The sequence below is a fragment of the Pseudomonas sp. F-14 TE3623 genome (assembly GCF_053629015.1).
This window is the reverse complement of record NZ_JBRJHM010000001.1, coordinates 1,144,387-1,165,294: the sequence shown is the minus strand read 5'-3', so window position 1 is coordinate 1,165,294 and position 20,908 is coordinate 1,144,387. Positions and strand designations below refer to the sequence as shown.

Annotated in this window: 22 protein-coding genes; 19 read left to right on the top strand and 3 right to left on the bottom strand. The window is 59.8% G+C overall.

Annotation, left to right across the window (positions count from 1 at the left end):
- Positions 1-173 precede the first annotated feature (173 nt).
- The 9 genes from argS to AB7M29_RS05295 all read left to right on the top strand — a co-directional run bounded on the left by argS (position 174) and on the right by AB7M29_RS05295 (position 10,718).
- Positions 174-1,910, top strand: coding sequence for an arginine--tRNA ligase (argS, locus tag AB7M29_RS05335; protein ID WP_052965061.1), 1,737 nt, complete (start codon positions 174-176; stop codon positions 1,908-1,910).
- A gap of 1 nt (position 1,911) precedes the next feature.
- Complete coding sequence (locus AB7M29_RS05330) at positions 1,912-2,619, top strand: SPOR domain-containing protein (RefSeq protein WP_038978602.1); 708 nt, start codon at positions 1,912-1,914, stop codon at positions 2,617-2,619.
- 231 nt (positions 2,620-2,850) lie between these two features.
- Entirely contained in the window at positions 2,851-3,381 is a 531-nt protein-coding gene (gene hslV / locus AB7M29_RS05325; RefSeq protein ID WP_007899242.1) for an ATP-dependent protease subunit HslV, read from the top strand.
- A gap of 54 nt (positions 3,382-3,435) precedes the next feature.
- Positions 3,436-4,776, top strand: a complete 1,341-nt coding sequence (hslU, locus tag AB7M29_RS05320; RefSeq protein ID WP_217855388.1) for an ATP-dependent protease ATPase subunit HslU — start codon at positions 3,436-3,438, stop codon at positions 4,774-4,776.
- A gap of 179 nt (positions 4,777-4,955) precedes the next feature.
- The gene (locus tag AB7M29_RS05315; protein WP_019581848.1) at positions 4,956-5,333 is read left to right on the top strand and encodes a gamma-butyrobetaine hydroxylase-like domain-containing protein; all 378 of its coding nucleotides are present in this window, start codon (positions 4,956-4,958) and stop codon (positions 5,331-5,333) included.
- 242 nt (positions 5,334-5,575) lie between these two features.
- Positions 5,576-7,255 (top strand): class II poly(R)-hydroxyalkanoic acid synthase, encoded by a 1,680-nt coding sequence (phaC, locus tag AB7M29_RS05310; RefSeq protein WP_217855386.1) that lies wholly within the window; start codon positions 5,576-5,578, stop codon positions 7,253-7,255.
- A 134-nt stretch (positions 7,256-7,389) separates the two neighbouring features.
- A complete protein-coding gene (phaZ, locus tag AB7M29_RS05305) occupies positions 7,390-8,244 on the top strand; it encodes a poly(3-hydroxyalkanoate) depolymerase (RefSeq protein ID WP_217855384.1) in 855 nt (284 codons plus the stop codon).
- Positions 8,245-8,358: 114 nt separating this feature from the next.
- Entirely contained in the window at positions 8,359-10,041 is a 1,683-nt protein-coding gene (phaC, locus tag AB7M29_RS05300; protein WP_052965057.1) for a class II poly(R)-hydroxyalkanoic acid synthase, read from the top strand.
- A gap of 59 nt (positions 10,042-10,100) precedes the next feature.
- Positions 10,101-10,718, top strand: a complete 618-nt coding sequence (locus AB7M29_RS05295; protein WP_052965056.1) for a TetR/AcrR family transcriptional regulator — start codon at positions 10,101-10,103, stop codon at positions 10,716-10,718.
- 161 nt (positions 10,719-10,879) lie between these two features.
- Here the strand turns inward: AB7M29_RS05295 and AB7M29_RS05290 are convergent, their stop codons facing one another.
- The 3 genes from AB7M29_RS05290 to AB7M29_RS05280 form a co-directional block, all read right to left on the bottom strand.
- Positions 10,880-11,668, bottom strand: a complete 789-nt coding sequence (locus AB7M29_RS05290) for a phasin family protein (RefSeq protein ID WP_217855380.1) — start codon at positions 11,666-11,668, stop codon at positions 10,880-10,882.
- Between the two features lie 10 nt (positions 11,669-11,678).
- A complete protein-coding gene (locus tag AB7M29_RS05285; protein WP_007899266.1) occupies positions 11,679-12,101 on the bottom strand; it encodes a phasin family protein in 423 nt (140 codons plus the stop codon).
- A 181-nt stretch (positions 12,102-12,282) separates the two neighbouring features.
- On the bottom strand, positions 12,283-12,558 hold the full coding sequence (locus AB7M29_RS05280; RefSeq protein WP_007899268.1) for a polyhydroxyalkanoic acid system family protein: 276 nt from the start codon (positions 12,556-12,558) through the stop codon (positions 12,283-12,285).
- A gap of 155 nt (positions 12,559-12,713) precedes the next feature.
- On the opposite strand from AB7M29_RS05280, the gene ubiE reads away from it, so the two are divergent.
- From ubiE to AB7M29_RS05230, 10 genes are all read left to right on the top strand, one after another.
- Positions 12,714-13,484: a bifunctional demethylmenaquinone methyltransferase/2-methoxy-6-polyprenyl-1,4-benzoquinol methylase UbiE gene (gene ubiE, locus AB7M29_RS05275; RefSeq protein WP_008005057.1), complete on the top strand. Its 771-nt coding sequence runs from the start codon at positions 12,714-12,716 to the stop codon at positions 13,482-13,484.
- Positions 13,484-14,107, top strand: coding sequence for a ubiquinone biosynthesis accessory factor UbiJ (locus tag AB7M29_RS05270; RefSeq protein WP_454246467.1), 624 nt, complete (start codon positions 13,484-13,486; stop codon positions 14,105-14,107). Before ubiE ends, AB7M29_RS05270 begins: the two co-directional genes overlap by 1 nt.
- On the top strand, positions 14,104-15,708 hold the full coding sequence (gene ubiB / locus AB7M29_RS05265) for a ubiquinone biosynthesis regulatory protein kinase UbiB (protein WP_217855376.1): 1,605 nt from the start codon (positions 14,104-14,106) through the stop codon (positions 15,706-15,708). Before AB7M29_RS05270 ends, ubiB begins: the two co-directional genes overlap by 4 nt.
- Before the next feature lie 90 nt (positions 15,709-15,798).
- Positions 15,799-16,200, top strand: coding sequence for a phosphoribosyl-AMP cyclohydrolase (hisI, locus tag AB7M29_RS05260; RefSeq protein WP_007909357.1), 402 nt, complete (start codon positions 15,799-15,801; stop codon positions 16,198-16,200).
- Positions 16,193-16,525 (top strand): phosphoribosyl-ATP diphosphatase, encoded by a 333-nt coding sequence (locus AB7M29_RS05255; protein WP_007899279.1) that lies wholly within the window; start codon positions 16,193-16,195, stop codon positions 16,523-16,525. Before hisI ends, AB7M29_RS05255 begins: the two co-directional genes overlap by 8 nt.
- 25 nt (positions 16,526-16,550) lie before the next feature.
- Positions 16,551-16,829, top strand: coding sequence for a twin-arginine translocase TatA/TatE family subunit (locus AB7M29_RS05250; RefSeq protein WP_123721592.1), 279 nt, complete (start codon positions 16,551-16,553; stop codon positions 16,827-16,829).
- Positions 16,830-16,839: 10 nt separating this feature from the next.
- On the top strand, positions 16,840-17,301 hold the full coding sequence (tatB, locus tag AB7M29_RS05245) for a Sec-independent protein translocase protein TatB (protein ID WP_454246466.1): 462 nt from the start codon (positions 16,840-16,842) through the stop codon (positions 17,299-17,301).
- The gene (tatC, locus tag AB7M29_RS05240; RefSeq protein ID WP_123721594.1) at positions 17,298-18,092 is read left to right on the top strand and encodes a twin-arginine translocase subunit TatC; all 795 of its coding nucleotides are present in this window, start codon (positions 17,298-17,300) and stop codon (positions 18,090-18,092) included. Before tatB ends, tatC begins: the two co-directional genes overlap by 4 nt.
- Positions 18,089-18,796, top strand: a complete 708-nt coding sequence (locus tag AB7M29_RS05235) for a 16S rRNA (uracil(1498)-N(3))-methyltransferase (RefSeq protein WP_454246465.1) — start codon at positions 18,089-18,091, stop codon at positions 18,794-18,796. Before tatC ends, AB7M29_RS05235 begins: the two co-directional genes overlap by 4 nt.
- Positions 18,797-18,923: 127 nt before the next feature.
- Positions 18,924-20,840, top strand: coding sequence for a methyl-accepting chemotaxis protein (locus AB7M29_RS05230; protein WP_454246464.1), 1,917 nt, complete (start codon positions 18,924-18,926; stop codon positions 20,838-20,840).
- Positions 20,841-20,908 lie beyond the last annotated feature (68 nt).

The following is a 20,908-nucleotide window of genomic DNA, read 5'->3' as shown; positions in this document are numbered from 1 at the left end:
GTCCTACCACTTACCCTGTGGGAGCGGGCTTGCCCGCGATAGCGGCCGAATTGTCACCACATATCCATAACCTGCCCGCTATAGTTGGCAAGCCCGTCTTCGCCACGGATAATACCCAGTTTTTCCACTAGCGCATCGAAGCGCCGCCGCGTTTGCGGTCGACAGAGAACACCATGAAAGACACCATTCGCCAGCTGATCCAACAAGCCATCACCCAACTCGTCAACGAAGGTGTGTTGCCTGAAGGCCTGTCGCCGGCGATCCAGGTGGAAAACTCCCGTGACAAGAAAAACGGCGACTTCGCCAGCAACATCGCCATGATGCTGGCCAAGCCTGCGGGCATGAAACCCCGTGACCTGGCCGAGAAAATCATCGCCGCGCTGCCGGCTGACGAGAACGTCTCCAAAGCTGAAATCGCCGGCCCTGGCTTCCTGAACTTCTTCCAGAACACTCAAGCCCTGGCGACCCGTCTGGACGCCGCGCTGGCCGACGACCACATCGGCGTGCGCAAGGCCGGCCCGGTGCAGCGCACCGTGGTAGACCTGTCGGCCCCGAACCTGGCCAAAGAAATGCACGTCGGCCATTTGCGTTCGACCATCATCGGCGACGGCGTGGCCCGGGTTCTGGAATTCCTCGGCGACGAAGTGATCCGCCAGAACCACGTTGGCGACTGGGGCACCCAGTTCGGCATGCTGATGGCTTATCTGCAGGAAAACCCGATCACCAGCGATGAGCTGTCGGACCTGGAAAACTTCTACCGCGCCGCCAAGCAACGCTTCGATGAATCCGAAGAATTCGCCGACCGCGCCCGCGGCCTGGTGGTCAAGCTGCAAGCCGGCGACCCGGACTGCCTGGCGCTGTGGACCAAGTTCAAAGACATCTCGCTGTCGCACTGCCAGAAAATCTACGAACTGCTGAACGTCAAACTGACCATGGCCGACGTAATGGGTGAAAGCGCCTATAACGACGACCTGATCAACGTGGTCAACGACCTCAAGGCCGCCGGCCTGCTGGTCGAAAGCAACGGCGCCCAGTGCGTGTTCCTCGACGAATTCAAAAACGCCGACGGCGACCCGCTGCCGGTGATCATCGTCAAGGCCGACGGCGGCTACCTCTACGCCACCACCGACCTGGCGGCTGTACGCTACCGCAGCGGCGTGCTGAAGGCCGATCGTGCGCTGTACTTCGTCGACCAGCGTCAGGCCCTGCACTTCCAGCAAGTGTTCCAGGTCGCGCGCCTGGCCGGCTTCGTGACCCATCCGATGGAAATGGAACACATGGGCTTCGGCACCATGAACGGCGCCGACGGCCGTCCGTTCAAGACCCGTGACGGCGGCACCGTGAAGCTGATCGACTTGCTGACCGAAGCCCAGGAACGCGCCTACACCCTGGTGAAGGAGAAGAACCCGACGCTTGCCGAAGACGAGTTGCGCAACATCGCCAAGGTCGTGGGCATCGGCGCCGTGAAATACGCCGACCTGTCCAAGCACCGCACCAGCGACTACAGCTTCAACTTCGACCTGATGCTGAACTTCGAAGGCAACACCGCGCCATACCTGCTGTACGCCTACACCCGCGTGGCCGGTGTGTTCCGCAAGCTCGGCAAAGACTTCAGCGAAGTCGAAGGGCAGATAGTCCTCGAAGCCGCCCACGAACATGAACTGGCGGCGAAACTGGCGCAGTTCGGTGAAATCCTGAATAACGTGTCCGACAAAGGCACGCCGCACATCCTCTGCACCTACCTGTACGATGTCGCCGGCCTGTTCTCCAGCTTCTATGAGAACTGCCCGATCCTCGGCGCCGACACCCCGGCGCAAATGCAGAGCCGCCTGCGCCTCGCCGCGCTGACCGGTCGCACTCTCAAGCAAGGCCTGGAACTCTTGGGTCTGGAAACTCTGGAGCGTATGTAAGTTGGCTGCCAAGAAAAAACCTGCACCCAAGCGTGGCGCCAGCCGTTACCAAGCTCCTGCAAAGCAACCGATCCCGGGCTGGCTGTGGATGGCCATTGGCCTGACGGTCGGCGCGTTCATTGTGTTCCTGATGAAGCTGGAGCCGGGCAAGGGCAGCGATACCGTCAAGCGCGAGAAGATCGAACAGCAGAAAGCCAGCAAGATCGCCGAGGCCAACAAGACCCCGCCGAGCCCGACGCAACCGGTGAAGCCGAAGTACGACTTCTACACCTTGCTGCCGGAATCGGAAGTCATCGTGCCGCCGGACGCGGTGCCGGAGAAAACCCTGCCGACGCCACAAGTGCCGGCCATCCCGACCACGCCGGTGACGCCAGCGGAAGCGGCGAAGATCGACACGGCCCGGGCTCAAGCGGCATTGGCCGGCATCACCCCGCCGCCAGCGCCACCCGTGGCGAAAGCTGCGCCGGTGACCAAGTTCTTCCTGCAGGCCGGTTCGTTCCGCAAGGAAGCCGATGCCGACAAGGTGCGTGCGCAGATCATTCTGTTGGGTCAGGCCGTGGCGGTTGAATCCGGCACTGTGAAGGACGAGACCTGGTATCGGGTTCTGGTCGGCCCGTTCAGCAACCGCGAACAGCTGACCACCGCTCAGAAACAACTGGCTGGCAGCGGTTTCAGCAACCTGTTGTTACAACAACGTCAGAGTCGCTGATTTCCCGACAGGGTAGCCGCGTCATCGTTCATCGCGGGCAAGCCCGCTCCCACAGGGTTGGCGCATATCCTGTGGGAGCGGGCTTGCCCGCGATGGCGTCATCAGCGACACCGCCTCCTCCACCTGCCCTACACCGCTCGTCCCCCGCCGCGTCCTACAGTTGAAAAACGCTCCACCACCCCCATATGAGTTGGCATAGGCATTTTCGCCCCGCTGCGTGGAGACTCTCCCTTGACCACCATCGTTTCAGTTCGCCGCCACGGCAAAGTCGTCATGGGCGGCGACGGCCAGGTTTCACTCGGCAATACCGTGATGAAAGGCAACGCGAAGAAAGTTCGTCGCCTCTACCACGGCCAGGTTATCGCCGGTTTTGCCGGGGCCACCGCTGACGCCTTCACCCTCTTCGAGCGTTTTGAAGGCCAGCTTGAGAAACATCAAGGTCACCTGGTTCGCGCCGCCGTCGAACTCGCCAAAGAATGGCGCACCGACCGCTCCCTGAGCCGCCTCGAAGCCATGCTCGCGGTCGCCAACAAAGATGCCTCTCTGATCATCACTGGCAACGGTGACGTGGTTGAGCCCGAAGAAGGCCTGATCGCCATGGGTTCCGGCGGCGGCTACGCCCAGGCTGCCGCGAGTGCCCTGTTGAAGAAAACCGATTTGTCGGCGCGGGAAATTGTCGAAACAGCGCTCGGCATCGCCGGCGACATCTGCGTATTCACCAACCACACCTTCACCATTGAGGAGCAGGACCTCGCCGAGTAAGCCTGTTTCGGCCTAGCGCCACGGCTCACTTTTGCTTGAGGACCGCCAATTATTATGCCCATGACCCCCCGTGAAATCGTCCACGAACTCAATCGCCATATCATCGGCCAGGACGATGCCAAACGCGCCGTCGCCATCGCCTTGCGCAACCGCTGGCGCCGGATGCAGCTGCCCGAAGAGCTGCGCGTCGAAGTCACCCCCAAGAACATCCTGATGATCGGCCCGACCGGTGTCGGTAAAACCGAGATCGCCCGTCGCTTGGCCAAGCTCGCCAACGCGCCGTTCATCAAAGTCGAAGCGACCAAGTTCACCGAAGTGGGCTATGTCGGCCGTGACGTCGAATCGATCATTCGTGATCTGGCCGACGCCGCGATCAAGCTGCTGCGCGAACAGGAAATGACCAAGGTTCGTCACCGCGCCGAAGACGCCGCCGAAGAGCGCATCCTCGACGCTTTGCTGCCACCGGCACGCATGGGCTTCAGCAACGAGGACGCCGCACCGTCCCAGGATTCCAACACCCGTCAGCTGTTCCGCAAACGCCTGCGTGAAGGTCAGCTGGATGACAAGGAGATCGAAATCGAAGTGGCCGAAGCGACCGGCGTCGATATCTCCGCGCCACCGGGCATGGAAGAAATGACCAACCAGCTGCAGAGCCTGTTCGCCAACATGGGCAAGGGCAAGCGCAAAAACCGCAAGCTCAAGGTCAAGGAAGCGCTGAAACTGGTTCGCGACGAAGAAGCCGGTCGCCTGGTCAACGAAGAAGAATTGAAGGCCAAGGCCCTGGAAGCCGTTGAGCAGCACGGTATCGTGTTCATCGATGAAATCGACAAGGTCGCCAAGCGCGGCAATTCCGGTGGCATCGACGTGTCCCGCGAAGGCGTACAGCGCGACTTGCTGCCGCTGATCGAAGGCTGCACCGTCAACACCAAACTGGGCATGGTCAAGACTGACCACATCTTGTTCATCGCTTCTGGTGCGTTCCACCTGAGCAAACCGAGCGATCTGGTGCCAGAGCTGCAAGGTCGTCTGCCGATTCGGGTCGAACTCAAGGCCCTGAGCCCGGAAGATTTCGAGCGCATCCTCAGCGAGCCGCATGCATCGCTCACCGAGCAGTACTGTGCACTGCTGAAAACCGAAGGTCTGCTCATCGAATTCCTGCCGGACGGCATCAAGCGTCTCGCCGAGATCGCCTGGCAGGTCAACGAGAAAACCGAAAACATCGGTGCCCGTCGCCTGCACACCCTGCTCGAGCGCCTGCTCGAAGAGGTGTCGTTCAGCGCCGGCGATCTGGCCAGCACCCACGAGGACAAGCCGATCCTGATCGATGCCGACTACGTCAACAGTCACTTGGGCGAATTGGCGCAGAACGAAGACCTGTCCCGTTATATCCTGTAAGCCATACTTACAGTGTCAGCGAACCTGTGGGAGCGGGCTTGCTCGCGAAGAGGCCGTAACATTCAACATCTGAGTTGACTGTTACACCGCCTTCGCGAGCAAGCCCGCTCCCACATTTGAACTGTGGTGTTTTGCAGATCAGGTTCCAACAGGTCTCCCACAAAGACGGACTGCCGGCCATGACCCAACTCCCCACCGACATCAAACTCCACAAAGCCTCAAAAACCCTGACGCTCAAATACGCGTCCGGCGAGGAATATCACCTGCCCGCCGAATTTCTCCGCGTGCACTCCCCCTCCGCCGAGGTCCAGGGCCACGGCAAACCTATCCTGCAATTTGGCAAGATCGGCGTCGGCCTGAGCAAGGTCGAACCGGCCGGTCAGTACGCACTGAAATTGACCTTCGACGACGGCCACGACAGCGGCCTGTTCACTTGGGAATATCTGTACCAGCTGGCAGTGCGCCAGGAAGATCTCTGGAACGATTATCTTGCGGAACTCAAAGCGGCTGGAAAGACCCGTGATCCGAATGAGTCGGTCGTCAAGCTGATGCTCTAAATCAGGCCTCTGGCTATTTAGAGGGCATTTTCTAATTCCATCTGTTTGAATGCTTGGCTGCCGGGTCAACGATTGGCCCGCTTGCGAAAAAAATTAAACTCGGGTAACCAATGGAGCTGGCAAGTTCCGTGCATTTGTAGCTATGCGCAATTAACGGTCACCCGAGCAGTAGTACCTGGCGTTTGTTGTGTGACTACACAGCTGGGCTCCGGTACTCGCCTCAGGACAATGGAGCGTCGTAGATGAGTAACAAGCAAAACGATGACCTGAAATTCCAGGCTTCAGAAAATACCTTGGGACTGAATCCTGTTGTTGGGCTGCGTAGAAAGGATCTACTGGGTTCTGCCCGCATGGTGCTGAGCCAGGCCATCAGACAACCCATCCACAGTGCCAGGCATGTCGCCCATTTCGGCATCGAACTCAAGAACGTGCTGCTCGGAAAATCCGAGCTTCAACCGCAAAGTGATGACCGTCGCTTCCTTGACCCGGCGTGGAGTCAGAACCCGCTCTACAAACGTTATTTGCAAACTTATCTGGCGTGGCGCAAGGAGCTTCACGCGTGGATCGATGACAGCAACCTCTCGCCCAAGGACGTCGCTCGCGGTCATTTCGTGATCAACCTCATGACCGAAGCCATGGCCCCGACCAACACGGCGGCCAACCCGGCGGCAGTCAAACGCTTCTTCGAAACCGGTGGCAAGAGCCTGCTCGACGGCCTCTCCCATCTGGCCAAGGATCTGGTGCACAACGGCGGTATGCCGAGCCAGGTCAACATGGGTGCATTCGAAGTCGGCAAGAGCCTCGGCGTGACCGAAGGCGCAGTGGTGTTTCGCAACGATGTGCTGGAGTTGATCCAGTACCGACCGATCACCGAGCAGGTGCATGAACGCCCGCTGCTGGTGGTGCCGCCACAGATCAACAAGTTCTACGTTTTCGACCTGAGCCCGGACAAGAGCCTGGCGCGCTTCTGCCTGCGTAACAACGTGCAGACGTTCATCGTCAGCTGGCGCAACCCGACCAAGGAGCAGCGCGAGTGGGGTCTGTCGACCTACATCGAAGCGCTCAAGGAAGCGGTCGATGTCGTCACCGCGATTACCGGCAGCAAAGACGTGAACATGCTCGGTGCCTGCTCCGGCGGCATCACCTGCACCGCCCTGCTGGGTCACTACGCAGCGATCGGCGAGAAGAAGGTCAACGCCCTCACCCTGCTGGTCAGCGTGCTGGACACCACCCTGGACAGCGACGTAGCCCTGTTCGTCGACGAGCAGACCCTCGAAGCCGCCAAGCGCCATTCCTACCAGGCCGGTGTGCTGGAAGGTCGCGACATGGCGAAAGTTTTCGCCTGGATGCGCCCCAACGACCTGATCTGGAACTACTGGGTCAACAACTACCTGCTGGGTAATGAGCCGCCGGTTTTCGACATCCTGTTCTGGAACAACGACACCACCCGGTTGCCCGCGGCGTTCCACGGCGACCTGATCGAGATGTTCAAAAACAACCCACTGATCCGCTCCGATGCCCTGGAAGTGTGCGGCACGCCGATTGACCTCAAGCAGGTGACCGCCGACATCTTTTCCCTGGCCGGTACCAACGATCACATCACTCCGTGGAAGTCCTGCTACAAATCCGCGCAGCTGTTCGGCGGCAAGGTCGAGTTCGTGCTGTCCAGCAGCGGGCACATCCAAAGCATTCTGAACCCTCCGGGCAATCCGAAAGCACGCTACATGACCAGTATCGAAATGCCGGTCAAAGCCGAAGAGTGGTTGGAAAACTCCACCAAGCACACCGATTCCTGGTGGTTGCATTGGCAGGCGTGGCAGGCCGAGCGTTCGGGCAAACTGAAAAAATCCCCCGCCCACCTTGGCAACAAGGCCTATCCCGCAGGTGAAGCTTCGCCGGGTACTTATGTGCATGAACGTTGAGCTTCAACTAACTCGCAGTCCGCGGCACTGGGAGGTGCCGCGATCTCTATCTATTACTCTCGAGGCCAGCCTCGAACATTCTGCGACGGCCCGGGACGGCTCGATCAGCGTTTAAAACCTACAGGGCTCTGTGCATGCCGCAACCGTTCGTCTTTCGTACCGTCAACCTGGATGGCCAGACCCTCCGCACAGCGGTACGCCCCGGCAAGCCTCACTTGACGCCCTTGCTGATTTTCAACGGCATCGGCGCCAACCTGGAGCTGATATTCCCGTTCGTCCAGGCTCTGGATCCGGACCTGGAAGTCATTGCCTTCGACGTACCCGGCGTCGGCGGTTCATCGACGCCCAACCGCCCGTATCGTTTTTCGGGCCTGGCGAAACTCACGGCGCGAATGCTCGACTATCTCGATTACGGGCAAGTCAATGTGATTGGTGTGTCGTGGGGTGGCGCCCTGGCGCAGCAATTCGCCCATGACTATCCCGAGCGCTGCAAGAAGCTGGTGCTGGCGGCTACAGCGGCCGGTACCGTGATGGTGCCGGGCAAGCCTAAAGTGCTGTGGATGATGGCCAGCCCACGGCGCTACATCCAGCCATCCCATGTGATCCGCATCGCACCGATGATCTATGGCGGTTCGTTCCGTCGCGATCCGACCCTGGCAGCCAGTCACGCCGCCAGGGTCCGCTCGGCAGGCAAACTCGGTTATTACTGGCAACTGTTCGCCGGCTTCGGCTGGACCAGCATTCACTGGCTGCACAAGATTAACCAGCCAACGTTGGTGTTGGCCGGCGACGACGATCCACTGATCCCGCTGATCAACATGCGCATGTTGGCTTGGCGAATCCCAAACGCCCAATTGCACATCATCGACGATGGGCATCTGTTTTTGATTACCCGTGCCGAAGCGGTGGCGCCCATCATCATGAAGTTTCTTGAGGAAGAACGTCAGCGTGCCGTGATGCATCCGCATCCGGCGCCATCGGGCAGTTAACCGACGCAGTATTGCTCGGCAGGACGCCGTGCCGCGCAACAATCCGCAACAACGTCTATGGTGTTTTGTTCGGGTGTGTTTGTTTTTGGCCTGATGACGAAGGAGTGTTAACTCATGCGCGACAAACCAGCGAAGGGCTCTCTGCCCACTCCCGCTGCATTCATCAATGCACAGAGTGCGGTTACCGGTCTGCGCGGCCGGGACCTGCTTTCGACCTTGCGCAGCCTGGCCACCCACGGCCTGCGCAATCCGGTGTATACGGCCCGGCATGCCTTGAAGCTGGGTGGCCAGTTGGGCCGCGTACTGTTGGGTGAAACCCTACACCCGACCAACCCCCAAGACAGTCGCTTTGCCGACCCGACGTGGAGCCTCAATCCTTTTTATCGCCGCAGCTTGCAGGCCTATCTGAGCTGGCAGAAAGAAGTCAAAAGCTGGATCGACGAAAGCAACATGAGCCCGGAGGATCGTGCCCGCGCCCACTTCGCCTTTGCCTTGATCAACGACGCCGTGGCGCCATCCAACACCCTGCTCAATCCGCTGGCGATCAAGGAACTCTTCAACTCCGGTGGCAGCAGCCTGGTCCGGGGCATTGGCCATTTGCTCGACGACCTCCTCCACAACGACGGCCTTCCAAGACAAGTCACCAAACAAGCATTCGAGGTGGGCAAAACGGTCGCCACCACCACCGGCTCTGTGGTGTTTCGCAATGAGCTGCTGGAACTGATCCAATACAAACCGATGAGCGAAAAGCAGTATGCCAAGCCCTTGCTGATCGTGCCGCCACAGATCAACAAGTACTACATTTTTGACTTGAGCCCCGCTAACAGCTTCGTCCAGTTCGCCCTTAAAAACGGTTTGCAGACCTTCGTTATCAGCTGGCGCAACCCTGATGTACGTCATCGCGAATGGGGGCTGTCGTCTTACGTCGAAGCCGCCGAAGAAGCGATGAATGTATGCCGGGCGATCACCGGCGCTCGCGAGGTCAACCTGATGGGTGCCTGCGCCGGCGGGCTGACCATTGCCGCGCTGCAAGGGCACTTGCAGGCCAAGCGGCAGCTACGACGGGTGTCCAGCGCGACCTACCTGGTCAGCATGCTCGACAGTCAGATAGACAGCCCGGCCACCCTCTTCGCCGACGAACAGACACTGGAAGCGGCCAAGCGCCGCTCGTACCAGAAGGGTGTTCTGGAAGGTCGTGACATGGCCAGGGTGTTTGCCTGGATGCGCCCCAACGACTTGATCTGGAATTACTTCGTCAACAACTACCTGCTGGGCAAGGAGCCGCCGGCGTTCGATATCCTCTATTGGAACAATGACAACACCCGGCTGCCGGCAGCGTTTCATGGCGACCTGCTGGACTTCTTCAAGCACAACCCACTGAGTCATCCGGGCGGGCTGGAAGTGTGCGGCACGCCGATCGACCTGCAGAAAGTCACTGTCGACAGCTTCAGCGTGGCGGGCATGAATGATCACATCACCCCATGGGATGCGGTGTATCGCTCGACATTGCTGCTGGGTGGCGAGCGGCGCTTTGTGCTGTCCAATAGCGGTCATGTGCAGAGCATTCTCAACCCGCCCCACAATCCGAAAGCCAACTACGTCGAGAATCCGAAACTGAGCAGCGACCCACGGGCCTGGTATTACGACGCCAAGCGCGTCGACGGTAGTTGGTGGACGCCATGGCTGGGCTGGATTCAGGAACGCTCCGGCGCGCAACGCGAAACCCAGATGACCCTCGGCAACCAGAACTATCCACCGATGGAGGCGGCACCCGGTACTTACGTGCGCGTGCGCTGACGTTCAACGAACCGCGGCCGCCAATGGCCGTGGCATGACTCGACCATTAAGAAGACTGGATGAAAACCCGCGACCGGATTCTCGAATGTGCCCTGCAGTTGTTCAATCAGAAGGGCGAACCGAATGTGTCCACCATGGAAGTGGCCAACGAAATGGGCATCAGCCCGGGCAACCTTTACTACCACTTCCACGGCAAGGAACCGCTGATCCTCGGGCTGTTCGAGCGTTTCCAGGCCGAGCTGACGCCCTTGCTCGATCCACCGTCCGATGTGGAATTGGCGCCCGAAGATTACTGGCTGTTCCTGCACCTGATCATCGAACGCCTGGCCCATTACCGGTTTCTGTTCCAGGACCTGTCGAACCTTGCTGGCCGCCTGCCGAAACTGGCCAAGGGGATACGCAACCTGCTCAATGCGTTGAAGCGCACACTGGCGTCATTGCTGGCACAGTTGAAAGCTCAAGGTCAGTTGGTCAGTGACACCCAGGCGCTGGGGCAGCTGGTGGAACAAATCACCATGACCTTGCTGTTTTCACTGGACTATCAACGGATTCTCGACCGTGAAGGTGAAGTGCGACTGGTGGTGTATCAGATCATGATGCTCGTGGCGCCGCACTTGCTGCCGCCGATCAAGATTGCGACCGAGCGGTTGGCGTTGCAGTATCTGGAAGAGCATTAAGATCAAAAGATCGCAGCCTTCGGCAGCTCCTACAGGTATACGCAATCCCCTGTAGGAGTTGCCGAAGGCTGCGATCTTTTTTCGACAAGCGACCCAAATCTTGAATCTTCAAAACAAAAACGCCCGACCTTTGCAGGCCGGGCGTTTTTTTAGTCCTGAACTCAGGACTGACTGGTTGGCGTCGATGGAGCCGGCGCGGCAGTCGGGGTTACAGCAGGGGTCGGTGCAGTGGCGGAGTTCGCCGTGCTGACCGGGGTTACCGGCTTGGCGGCAGCCGCTGCTGGTTTTGGTGCAGCCGCTTTCGGGGCTGCCGGTTTTTTCACTGCTGGCTTCTTGGCTGCTGGCTTCTTCGCTGCAACGGGTTTGGCCGCTGCGGTTTTAGCTGCAGGTTTTGCGGCCGCTTTGGCTGCAGGTTTCGCTGCAGGTTTCGCTGCGGCAGTTTTGGTTGCCGGTTTAGCGGCAGCCTTGGCCAATGGTTTGGCTACGCTTTTGGCCGCTGGTTTGGCCGCCGCGGTTTTCGCCGCAACAGGCGCAACCTTGGCACCGGTGAGTTTTTCGATTTGCTTGGTCAGAGTATCGACCTTGCTGTGCAGTGCCTTGACCTCATTGCGGCTCGGTACACCCAGGCGCGAAATGGCGCTGTTCAGACGCTTGTCGAAAGCCCCTTCCAGCTCATCCCATTTGCCCAGTGCACGATCTTTCACGCCGCTGATGCGCGACTTGGCCGACGAAGCGGAGTCCTTGGCGGCATCGACTTTTTTGCCGACAGCGCTCTTGGTGAGCTTCTCGGCTTTCTCGCCGTCCTTAACCAATGTATCGAAGAGCTTGCTGCCGTCAGTGTCGATCTTCGAGTACACGCCTAAACCAGCCAGCCAGATCTTGCGGGAGTAGTCTTCGACCTTCCCGATCCACGAGCTGCCTTCTTTTTCAGTATTCTTTTTACCAGCCATCCCGTTCTCCTTAAGATTTACGCGCGACACGTTCGAGCAATGCCGTCAGCTCATCGAGCTTAGCAGAGAGTGTCTCAACGTCATGTTTAGACGGAATGCCGATACGATTCAAGGCACTTGCGATACGTGTATCGAAAGCCCGCTCGACCTTATCGAGTTGAAGTTCGACTTTGCCTTTGAAAGTGCTCACTTCACTCTTGGCTTCATCGATCTCGGCATTGGCCGCTTCAAGTTTTTCAGTGACGACCTTTTTGCCTTTCTTTTCAACAGCTTGACCAGCCTTGATCAGCTCTTGAACGTACTCGCTACCCTCTTGGCCGACCTTGGTGTAAGCACCCAGACCAGCGAGCCAGATCTTGCGGGCATACGATTTGACGTCGCCCAAGGCGTTAGTTTCAACGTCGACTTTTTTCTTCAAAATAACTTTGGCCATGGTGCACCTCACGCGCAGAAGGGTCGAGGAACTGCCCGCAGAGAGTCGGGCTCAGGCACAAAGTAGTGAGAATAATTAGAAACGGCACCCTAACAAGTGACACAAAACCTGTAGACGCAGAACAAATGTGGGAGCGAGCAAGCCCGCTCCCACATTAATCGCATTCCACACAACGACCGGATTATGCCAACGCTTTATCGAGCGCCCTTTCGATTTCCGATTTGATGGTGCCGCTCATGGCGGACATCAACAGGCCCAGTTCGACATCGACCTTGATCGAGTCCTCGCCCACATACACCGCCCCTTTTACACCCGAGCGTCTGAGATTCAGGGTGTCGCCTGACCACTGCGGCTCCAGGCCATATTGTTCGGACAGTTTCTGCGCCAACTTGTCGGCCTTCTCGCGGGCCGCTTCCTTACCCAGGCCGTGGGCACGCTCAACACTAATACGGGCCATCGAATGACTCCTGCTTTATCGTGACTTGCTCAAGACATCTTGACCCTGCATGCGTCAAAACGTCCCGGTAGTTGCCTATCTTACCTTCAGCCTTGCCAAGACAAAGCAGGCCACCGGGATTAGAATGTCCCGCATTCTCTTTTGGTGACAGCGATATGACTGATCAGCGCAAAGGCAGCGATGCCGAACCCACCACTCACTTCGGCTTCAAAAACGTTCCGGAAAGCCAGAAAGCGGAAAAAGTCGCTGAGGTTTTCCACTCGGTAGCCGCCAAGTATGACCTGATGAACGACCTCCTGTCGGGCGGCATGCACCGCCTGTGGAAGCGCTTCGCGATCGAACTGTCGGGCGTGCGCACCGGTAACCGCGTGCTGGACATCGCCGGTGGTACTGGCGACCTGACCCGCAAGTTCTCGCATCTTGTGGGACCGACGGGTCAGGTAGTGTTGGCGGACATCAACGAATCCATGCTCAAGGTCGGTCGTGACCGCCTGCTGGATCTGGGTGTGTCCGGCAACGTCGAATTCGTCCAGGCCGATGCTGAAAAGCTGCCGTTCCCGGACAACCATTTCGATTGCGTGACCATCGCCTTCGGCCTGCGCAACGTGACGCATAAAGAAGACGCCCTGCGCTCGATGCTGCGCGTGCTGAAACCGGGCGGCCGTTTGCTGGTACTGGAATTCTCCAAGCCGACCAACGCGCTGATGTCCAAGGCCTACGACGCCTATTCGTTCGCCTTCATGCCGTTGATGGGCAAGCTGATCACCAATGATTCGGAAAGCTATCGCTACCTGGCCGAATCGATCCGCATGCACCCGAACCAGGAAACCCTGAAGTCGATGATGGTCGAGGCCGGTTTCGACCGCGTGACCTATCACAACATGACCGCAGGCATCGTCGCCCTGCACCGCGGCATCAAGCCCTGATGCTGCTGGCCGGCCTGCTTGCCAGCGTTGAGCTCGGCCTGAACCGGGTGCTGCGTCTCGACAGCACGGCGCTGCCGCGGCTGGCGCATTTGAGTGGCAAGGTGGTTGCCGTCGACTGCCGCAACCCGGCGTTGCAACTGTTCATCCTGCCCAGCGATGAAGGCCTGATGCTCGCCTCCCAGTGGGAAACCGGTGCCGACTGCACCTTGCGCGCACCGGCCTCAAGCCTGCTGAAACTGGCGACGAGCAAGGACAAGACCTCGGTTCTGCATGCCCCGGAAGTCGAACTCGACGGCGACAGTGGCGTGCTGCTGGAACTGGCGGCGATCCTTCAGGACCTCGAACTGGACTGGGAGTACGAACTCTCGCGCTGGCTCGGCCCGGTGGCCACGCAACTGGTCGGCGGTCACCTGCGCAGTCGCGCACGCTGGTATCAGCAAGGGTTCGCCAGCCTGAATCAGAACCTGGGCGAATACCTGGCCGAAGAATCGCGCGCCCTCGTCGGTCAGCGCGAAGCTGACGCCCGTTTTAATGAACTGGACCAGATCAAGCTCGATCTGGAACGTCTCGAGGCGCGTTTCGAGCGCCTTTTCCGATCCCTCGACCCAAGCGATAACGCATGAAGCTGCTTGCCGTCCGCCGTTTGTTGCGCATCCAGCGCGTTGTGATTCGCTACCGCCTCGATGACTTGCTGTTCGCCCTGCCACTGCCCTGGTTTCTGCTGGCACTGCGCTTTGCCTTGCCGTGGCGCTGGTTTCCGCGCAAGACGCTGGACCTGAGCCGTGGTGCGCGACTGCGCCTGGCGCTGCAGGACCTGGGGCCGATTTTCATCAAGTTTGGCCAGATTCTTTCGACGCGCCGCGACCTGCTGCCCGAAGACATCGCCGATGAACTGATGAAACTGCAGGACCGCGTGCCGCCATTCGACTCGCAAGTGTCGATCCGGCTGATCGAAGAGCAGCTTGGCAAAAAAATCAGTGAAGTCTTCAGCCGTTTCGACGTCGAACCGCTAGCCTCGGCCTCGGTGGCGCAGGTGCACGCCGCGCAGCTGAAAACCGGCGAAGAAGTCGTCGTCAAAGTGATCCGCCCGGGCCTGAAACCGATCATTGCCCAGGACCTGGCATGGCTGTTCATTCTTGCCCGTGCGGCGGAAAAGCTCTCGGCCGACGCTCGCTTGCTGCACCCGGTGGACGTGGTCAGCGACTACGAAAAAACCATCTACGACGAACTCGACCTGCTGCGCGAGGCGGCTAACGCCAGCCAGCTGAAGCGCAATTTCGAAGGTTCGCCGCTGCTCTATGTGCCGCAAGTCTATTGGGACTGGTGCCGGCCAAAAGTGCTGGTGATGGAGCGCATCTACGGGATTCAGGTCACCGACCTCGCGACCCTGGCCGACCAGCGTACCGACATGAAAATGCTCGCCGAGCGTGGTGTGGAGATTTTCTTCACCCAGGTGTTCCGCGACAGCTTCTTCCACGCCGACATGCACCCCGGCAACATCTTCGTCAGCACCGTGCAACCGTGGAGCCCGCAGTACATTGCGATCGACTGCGGCATCGTCGGCAGCCTGACCCCGGAAGACCAGGACTATCTGGCGCGCAACCTGTTCGCGTTCTTCAAGCGTGATTACCGCCGTGTCGCACAGTTGCACATCGATTCGGGCTGGGTGCCGGCGGAAACCAAACTCAACGAATTCGAAGCAGCGATCCGCACCGTGTGCGAGCCGATCTTCGAAAAACCGTTAAAAGATATTTCCTTCGGCCAGGTGCTGATGCGCCTGTTCCAGACCGCTCGACGCTTCAATATGGAAGTGCAGCCGCAATTGGTCTTGCTGCAAAAAACCCTACTGAACATCGAAGGCCTGGGCCGTCAGCTGTACCCGGACCTCGATTTGTGGAACACCGCCCAGCCGTTCCTCGAACGCTGGATGCGCGAGCGCGTCAGCCCCAAAGCCTTGTTAGGCAACGTGCAGAGCCAGTTCGAGCAAATCCCGCATCTGGCCAACATGGCCCGCGACCTGCTCGAACGTATGTCCCAGCCCCACGCCAACGACCCGCCCCCCCCTTGGCACAAGCGTAAGGACGACTGGTTCCTGCGGTTGCTCGGTACCGCTCACCTGGCGGGTGGCACGATACTCGCTGCCGGGGGCCCACTGAACGAATTGGGGCATTGGCCCGCCGGAATCATGGTGGCGGTCGGCTTGTATCTGGTCGTTCGCCGATAGCCAGTCGAGTGATCGGCTGGCACACTGTTTGAACGCTGAATTGAACGTCGGCCTCAACTATTGAAGTAGAGCCCGCTGTCGGAGTCGAAGATGAAAAACTGGCTGGACGAGATCAAGTGGGACGCCGATGGCCTGGTGCCCGCGATTGCCCAGGATCACAAGACCGGACGCGTCCTGATGATGGCCTGGATGAACCGCGAAGCGCTGGAATTGACCGCTGCCGAGAACCGTGCCATTTACTGGTCACGTTCCCGTGGCAAGCTCTGGCGCAAGGGCGAAGAGTCCGGCCACGTGCAAACCCTGCATGAGATGCGCCTGGACTGTGACGCTGACGTGATCATCCTGATGGTTGAGCAGATCGGCGACATCGCCTGCCATACCGGCCGTCAGAGCTGCTTCTACCGCGTCTTCGAGAACGGCGACTGGAAAACCGTCGACCCGGTGCTGAAAGACCCGCACGCTATCTATTCCGCAGGACACAAACATGAGTGACACTTTGACCCGTCTGGCTCAGGTGCTGGAAGAGCGCAAAGGCGCCGCCGCCGATAGCTCGTATGTCGCCAGCCTGTACCACAAGGGCTTGAACAAGATTCTGGAAAAAGTCGGCGAAGAGTCGGTCGAAACCATCATTGCCGCCAAGGATGCCGCCATCAGCGGTGACTGTAGCGATGTGATCTACGAGACCGCCGATTTGTGGTTCCACAGCATGGTCATGCTCGCCCAACTGGGGCAGCATCCACAGGCTGTGCTCGATGAACTGGACCGTCGCTTCGGTCTGTCCGGACACGCCGAGAAAGCCTCTCGCCCGTCCGCCTGAACAACTATTTAGAGAGGAACGCAACATGGGCATTTTTGACTGGAAACACTGGGTCGTCATCCTGGTTGTCGTGGTGCTGGTGTTCGGCACCAAGAAACTGAAAAACCTCGGCACTGACGTGGGCGAGTCGATCAAGGGCTTTCGTAAAGCCATGAACGACGACGAGAAACCGGCTGACCCGACAGCGACCCCGGCCCAACCGGTTCCACCTGTTCAGCCACAGACCACACAGTCCGTGAACCCGCCGCACACCATCGACGTGCAGGCGCAAAAAGTCGAAGAGCCGATCCGCAAAGACTCGTGAGCACTGACTAATGTTTGGTATCAGCTTCTCTGAACTGCTGCTTGTCGGCCTTGTCGCCCTGCTGGTGCTGGGCCCCGAGCGTCTGCCGGGCGCTGCGCGCACCGCCGGTCTGTGGGTTGGGCGGCTGAAGCGCAGCTTCAACGCGATCAAACAAGAAGTTGAACGTGAAATCGGTGCCGACGAGATTCGCCGGCAACTGCACAACGAGCACATTCTGTCCCTGGAGCAGGAGGCGCGGAAGATCTTCACGCCAACTCAGCAGGAGCCGACGCCGGTTCAGCCGGTTGAGCCCGCGGCGGAGCAGACGATTCATGCTCCGATTGTAGAAGCTGCACCTGCCGCTGCACCAACGGAAACGGTGAAAGCTGTTGAGTCGGCGCCGGTGGTCGCGTCCGTTGAACCTGTTGCTCCAGCCGCCGCGCCGACAACACCGGCGCCTCACGACACCACTTTGCCGCCGCGAGCCTCATGAGCGATCTCCCCGAAAACGACCAGCACATGCCGCTGGTTTCGCACCTCACCGAGTTGCGCACTCGCCTGCTGCGTTGCGTAGCGGCGATCTTCATCATCTTCGCCGGGTTGTTCGCCTTCACCCAGCAGATCTATACCTTCGTCTCCACGCCGCTACGGCAGTACCTGCCGGCCGGCGCGACGATGATCGCCACCGACGTGTCGTCGCCATTCCTGACGCCGCTGAAACTGACCATGATGGTTTCGCTGTTCCTGGCGATCCCGGTGATTCTGCATCAGATCTGGGGCTTCATCGCACCGGGCCTGTACAAGCATGAGAAGCGCATTGCCGTGCCCTTGCTGGTATCGAGCATCATGCTGTTCTATACCGGCATGGCGTTCGCCTATTACCTGGTGTTCCCGCTGATCTTCAAGTTCTTCGCCGCCGCCACCCCGGCCGGCGTGGAGATGATGACCGACATCAGCAGCTACCTCGATTTCGTCATGACGCTGTTCTTCGCCTTCGGCGTGGCGTTCGAGATTCCGGTAGCCGTGGTGCTGCTGGTATGGATCGGTGTGGTCAACGTCGCCTACCTGAAGAAAATACGTCCGTACGTGATCATCGGCTGCTTCGTGGTCGGCATGATCCTGACGCCGCCGGACATCTTCTCGCAGACGTTGCTGGCCGTTCCGATGTGGTTGCTGTTCGAGATCGGCATCCTGTTCGGTAGCCTGATCAGCAAGCGCGGCGAGCACCCGGACGATCAGCCGGCTGACGATCACAACGACCAGCCGCCAGCGACCCAAGCGTGAACCTGCTGCTCCTCGAAGAGGCCGACTTCATTGCGGCCGACCGGGCGATCCTGCGCGATCGCCGGTTGACTCATATGCAGGAAGTCCATCGCTCGGCGGTTGGCGACAGCCTGCGGGTCGGGCGTATCGGCGGTTTGATGGGCTCGGCCGAGTTGCTGCGCCTGGACGCCGATGAAGCCGAGTTGCGTGTCACCCTCGACCAGCCGCCACCGGCCAAGCTGCCACTGACTTTGGTGCTGGCCCTGCCGCGACCGAAAATGCTCCGTCGGGTGTTTCAGACCGTGGCCGCCATGGGTGTGCCGCGCATCGTGCTGGTGAACAGCTATCGCGTCGAGAAGAGCTTCTGGCAAACCCCGTTCCTGGAACCCGAGGCGATTCGCGAGCAGTTGATCCTGGGTCTTGAACAGGCCCGGGACAGCGTGCTGCCGGAAGTCGTCATCGAGAAGCGCTTCAAGCCCTTTGTCGAAGATCGTTTGCCGGCCATTACCGAAGGCACCCTCGGTCTGGTCGGTCATCCCGGTAACTACCCGCCCTGCCCTCGTGGCCTGGACGAACCCGTGACCCTGGCCATCGGCCCCGAAGGCGGCTGGATTCCCTACGAAATCGACTTGCTGGGCAAGGCCGGCCTGCAACCGGTGCAACTTGGCGAGCGCATCCTGCGGGTTGAAACCGCCGTCACTGCGCTGCTTTCGCGACTGTTTTAACGTCAAACACCCTACTTGTGGCGAGGGAGCTTGCGCCCTCGCCACAAGTGTTTACTCCCCTACAGATCCCTGCCAGCCGGCCGATACAGTTCCCATAAAACCGATTAGGTCCTAGGGGAGTTGCAGCATGTACCGTTGGCTAGCCGAGAAACTGGGAAACGTAAGCGTCAATCGCAAACTGGGTATCGGCTTCGGTCTGGTGCTACTTCTGACCTTGTTGATCACCTTCACCGGCTGGACCGGTCTGAGCGGTGTGATCAGCCGTGGCGATACGCTTGGGTTTATTTCCAGCCTCAATGAGCTGACCAAAGACCTGCGCCTCGCCCGCCTGGATTACGACATGCGCCGTGGCGAACAAGGCCCGGGCGCTGTCAACGAGCTGATCGGCCAACTCGATACCGGCCTGAAAACCGCCCGCTCGCTGATCGAACAGCCTGCCGACGTGGCAATGATCGATCAACAATTGGCCGCGGTCAGCGAATACAAACGCGCCTTCGCTGATATGACTCAGGCCACCGCTACCCGCGAAGATGCTCGCAGCAAACTGGGCGCCACCGCCGATAACGCCGTGGCCCGTGTCGCCGAAGTCGAAAAATCCTTGTTGCAAGGCGACAGCGTCGCTCAGTTCAACAACGTGATCGACCTGAGCAAGCTGATCCAACAAGCGCGTTTCCAGGTCCGCGGCTATACCTACAGCGGTAAACCCGAGGCCGAGCAGCCTGCGCTGGACGCCATTGGCAACGCTCTGAAAAACCTCGAAAGCCTGCCGTCTCAACTGCCGGAACAACACATCGCCAACCTGCAACAAGCGACCGACTCACTCAAAGCCTATCGCGCGGCCGTCAGCCAGTTCCGCGACTCCCAGGTCGCCAGCGCTGCCGCCCTCAAACGCATGAGCACGCAAGGCGACATTCTGCTCGACCTCAGCAAAAAGCTCACTGTCTCGCAAACCGTCGTGCGTGACTCCGATGCAGCGCACGCCAAAAACCTGCTGCTGATGGCCACCGTCCTCGCGTCGGCCTTTGGCTTGTTCGCAGCTTGGGCCATCACTCGCCAGATCGTCATTCCTCTGAGCCAGACCCTCAAAGTGGCCGAGCGTGTCGCCGCGGGCGACCTGACTCACAACCTGACGTCCGAACGCCGGGACGAACTGGGTCAGTTACAGCGCGCCATGCAGAGCATGACCCTGGGCCTGCGAGATCTGATCGGTGGCATCAGCGATGGCGTGACCCAAATCGCCAGCGCCGCTGAAGAGCTGTCTGCCGTCACTGAGCAGACCAGCGCCGGAGTCAACAGCCAGAAGGTCGAAACCGATCAAGTGGCCACCGCCATGCACGAAATGACGGCCACCGTGCAGGAAGTCGCGCGCAACGCCGAGGAAGCGTCCGAAGCCGCCGTCGCCGCCGACCAACAAGCCCGCGAGGGTGACAGAGTGGTCGGCGAAGCCATCGCCCAGATCGAACGCCTGGCCGTCGAAGTCGGCAACTCCACCGCCGCCATGGGCGATCTGAAGCGCGAAAGCGACAAGATCGGCAGCGTGCTCGACGTGATCAAGTCCGTGGCCCAGCAAACCAACCTGTTGGCGCTCAACGCCGCCATCGAAGCCGCCCGCGCCGGTGAAGCCGGGCGCGGTTTTGCGGTGGTCGCAGACGAAGTCCGCAGCCTGGCCCAGCGCACCCAGAAGTCCACCGAAGAAATCGAAGAGTTGATCGTCGGCCTGCAAACCGGCACTCAGCAAGTCGCAACCATCATGGACAACAGCCGCAGCCTGACCGACAGCAGCGTCGAACTGACCCGCCGCGCCGGTGGTTCGCTGGAAAGCATCACCCGCACTGTGTCGGCGATCCAGTCGATGAACCAGCAGATCGCTGCTGCTGCCGAGCAACAGAGCGCAGTGGCCGAAGAGATCAACCGCAGCGTGCTGAACGTGCGCGATGTGTCCGAGCAGACCTCGGCCGCCAGTGAAGAGACCGCGGCCTCCAGCGTCGAGCTGGCGCGGTTGGGGACGCATTTGCAGATGCTGGTGGGGCGGTTCAAGGTTTGAGCTGATGCGGGTATCCCGGTTCGCTTGAAACCGGGTGATGCATTCGCGAGCAAGCCCGCTCCCACAGG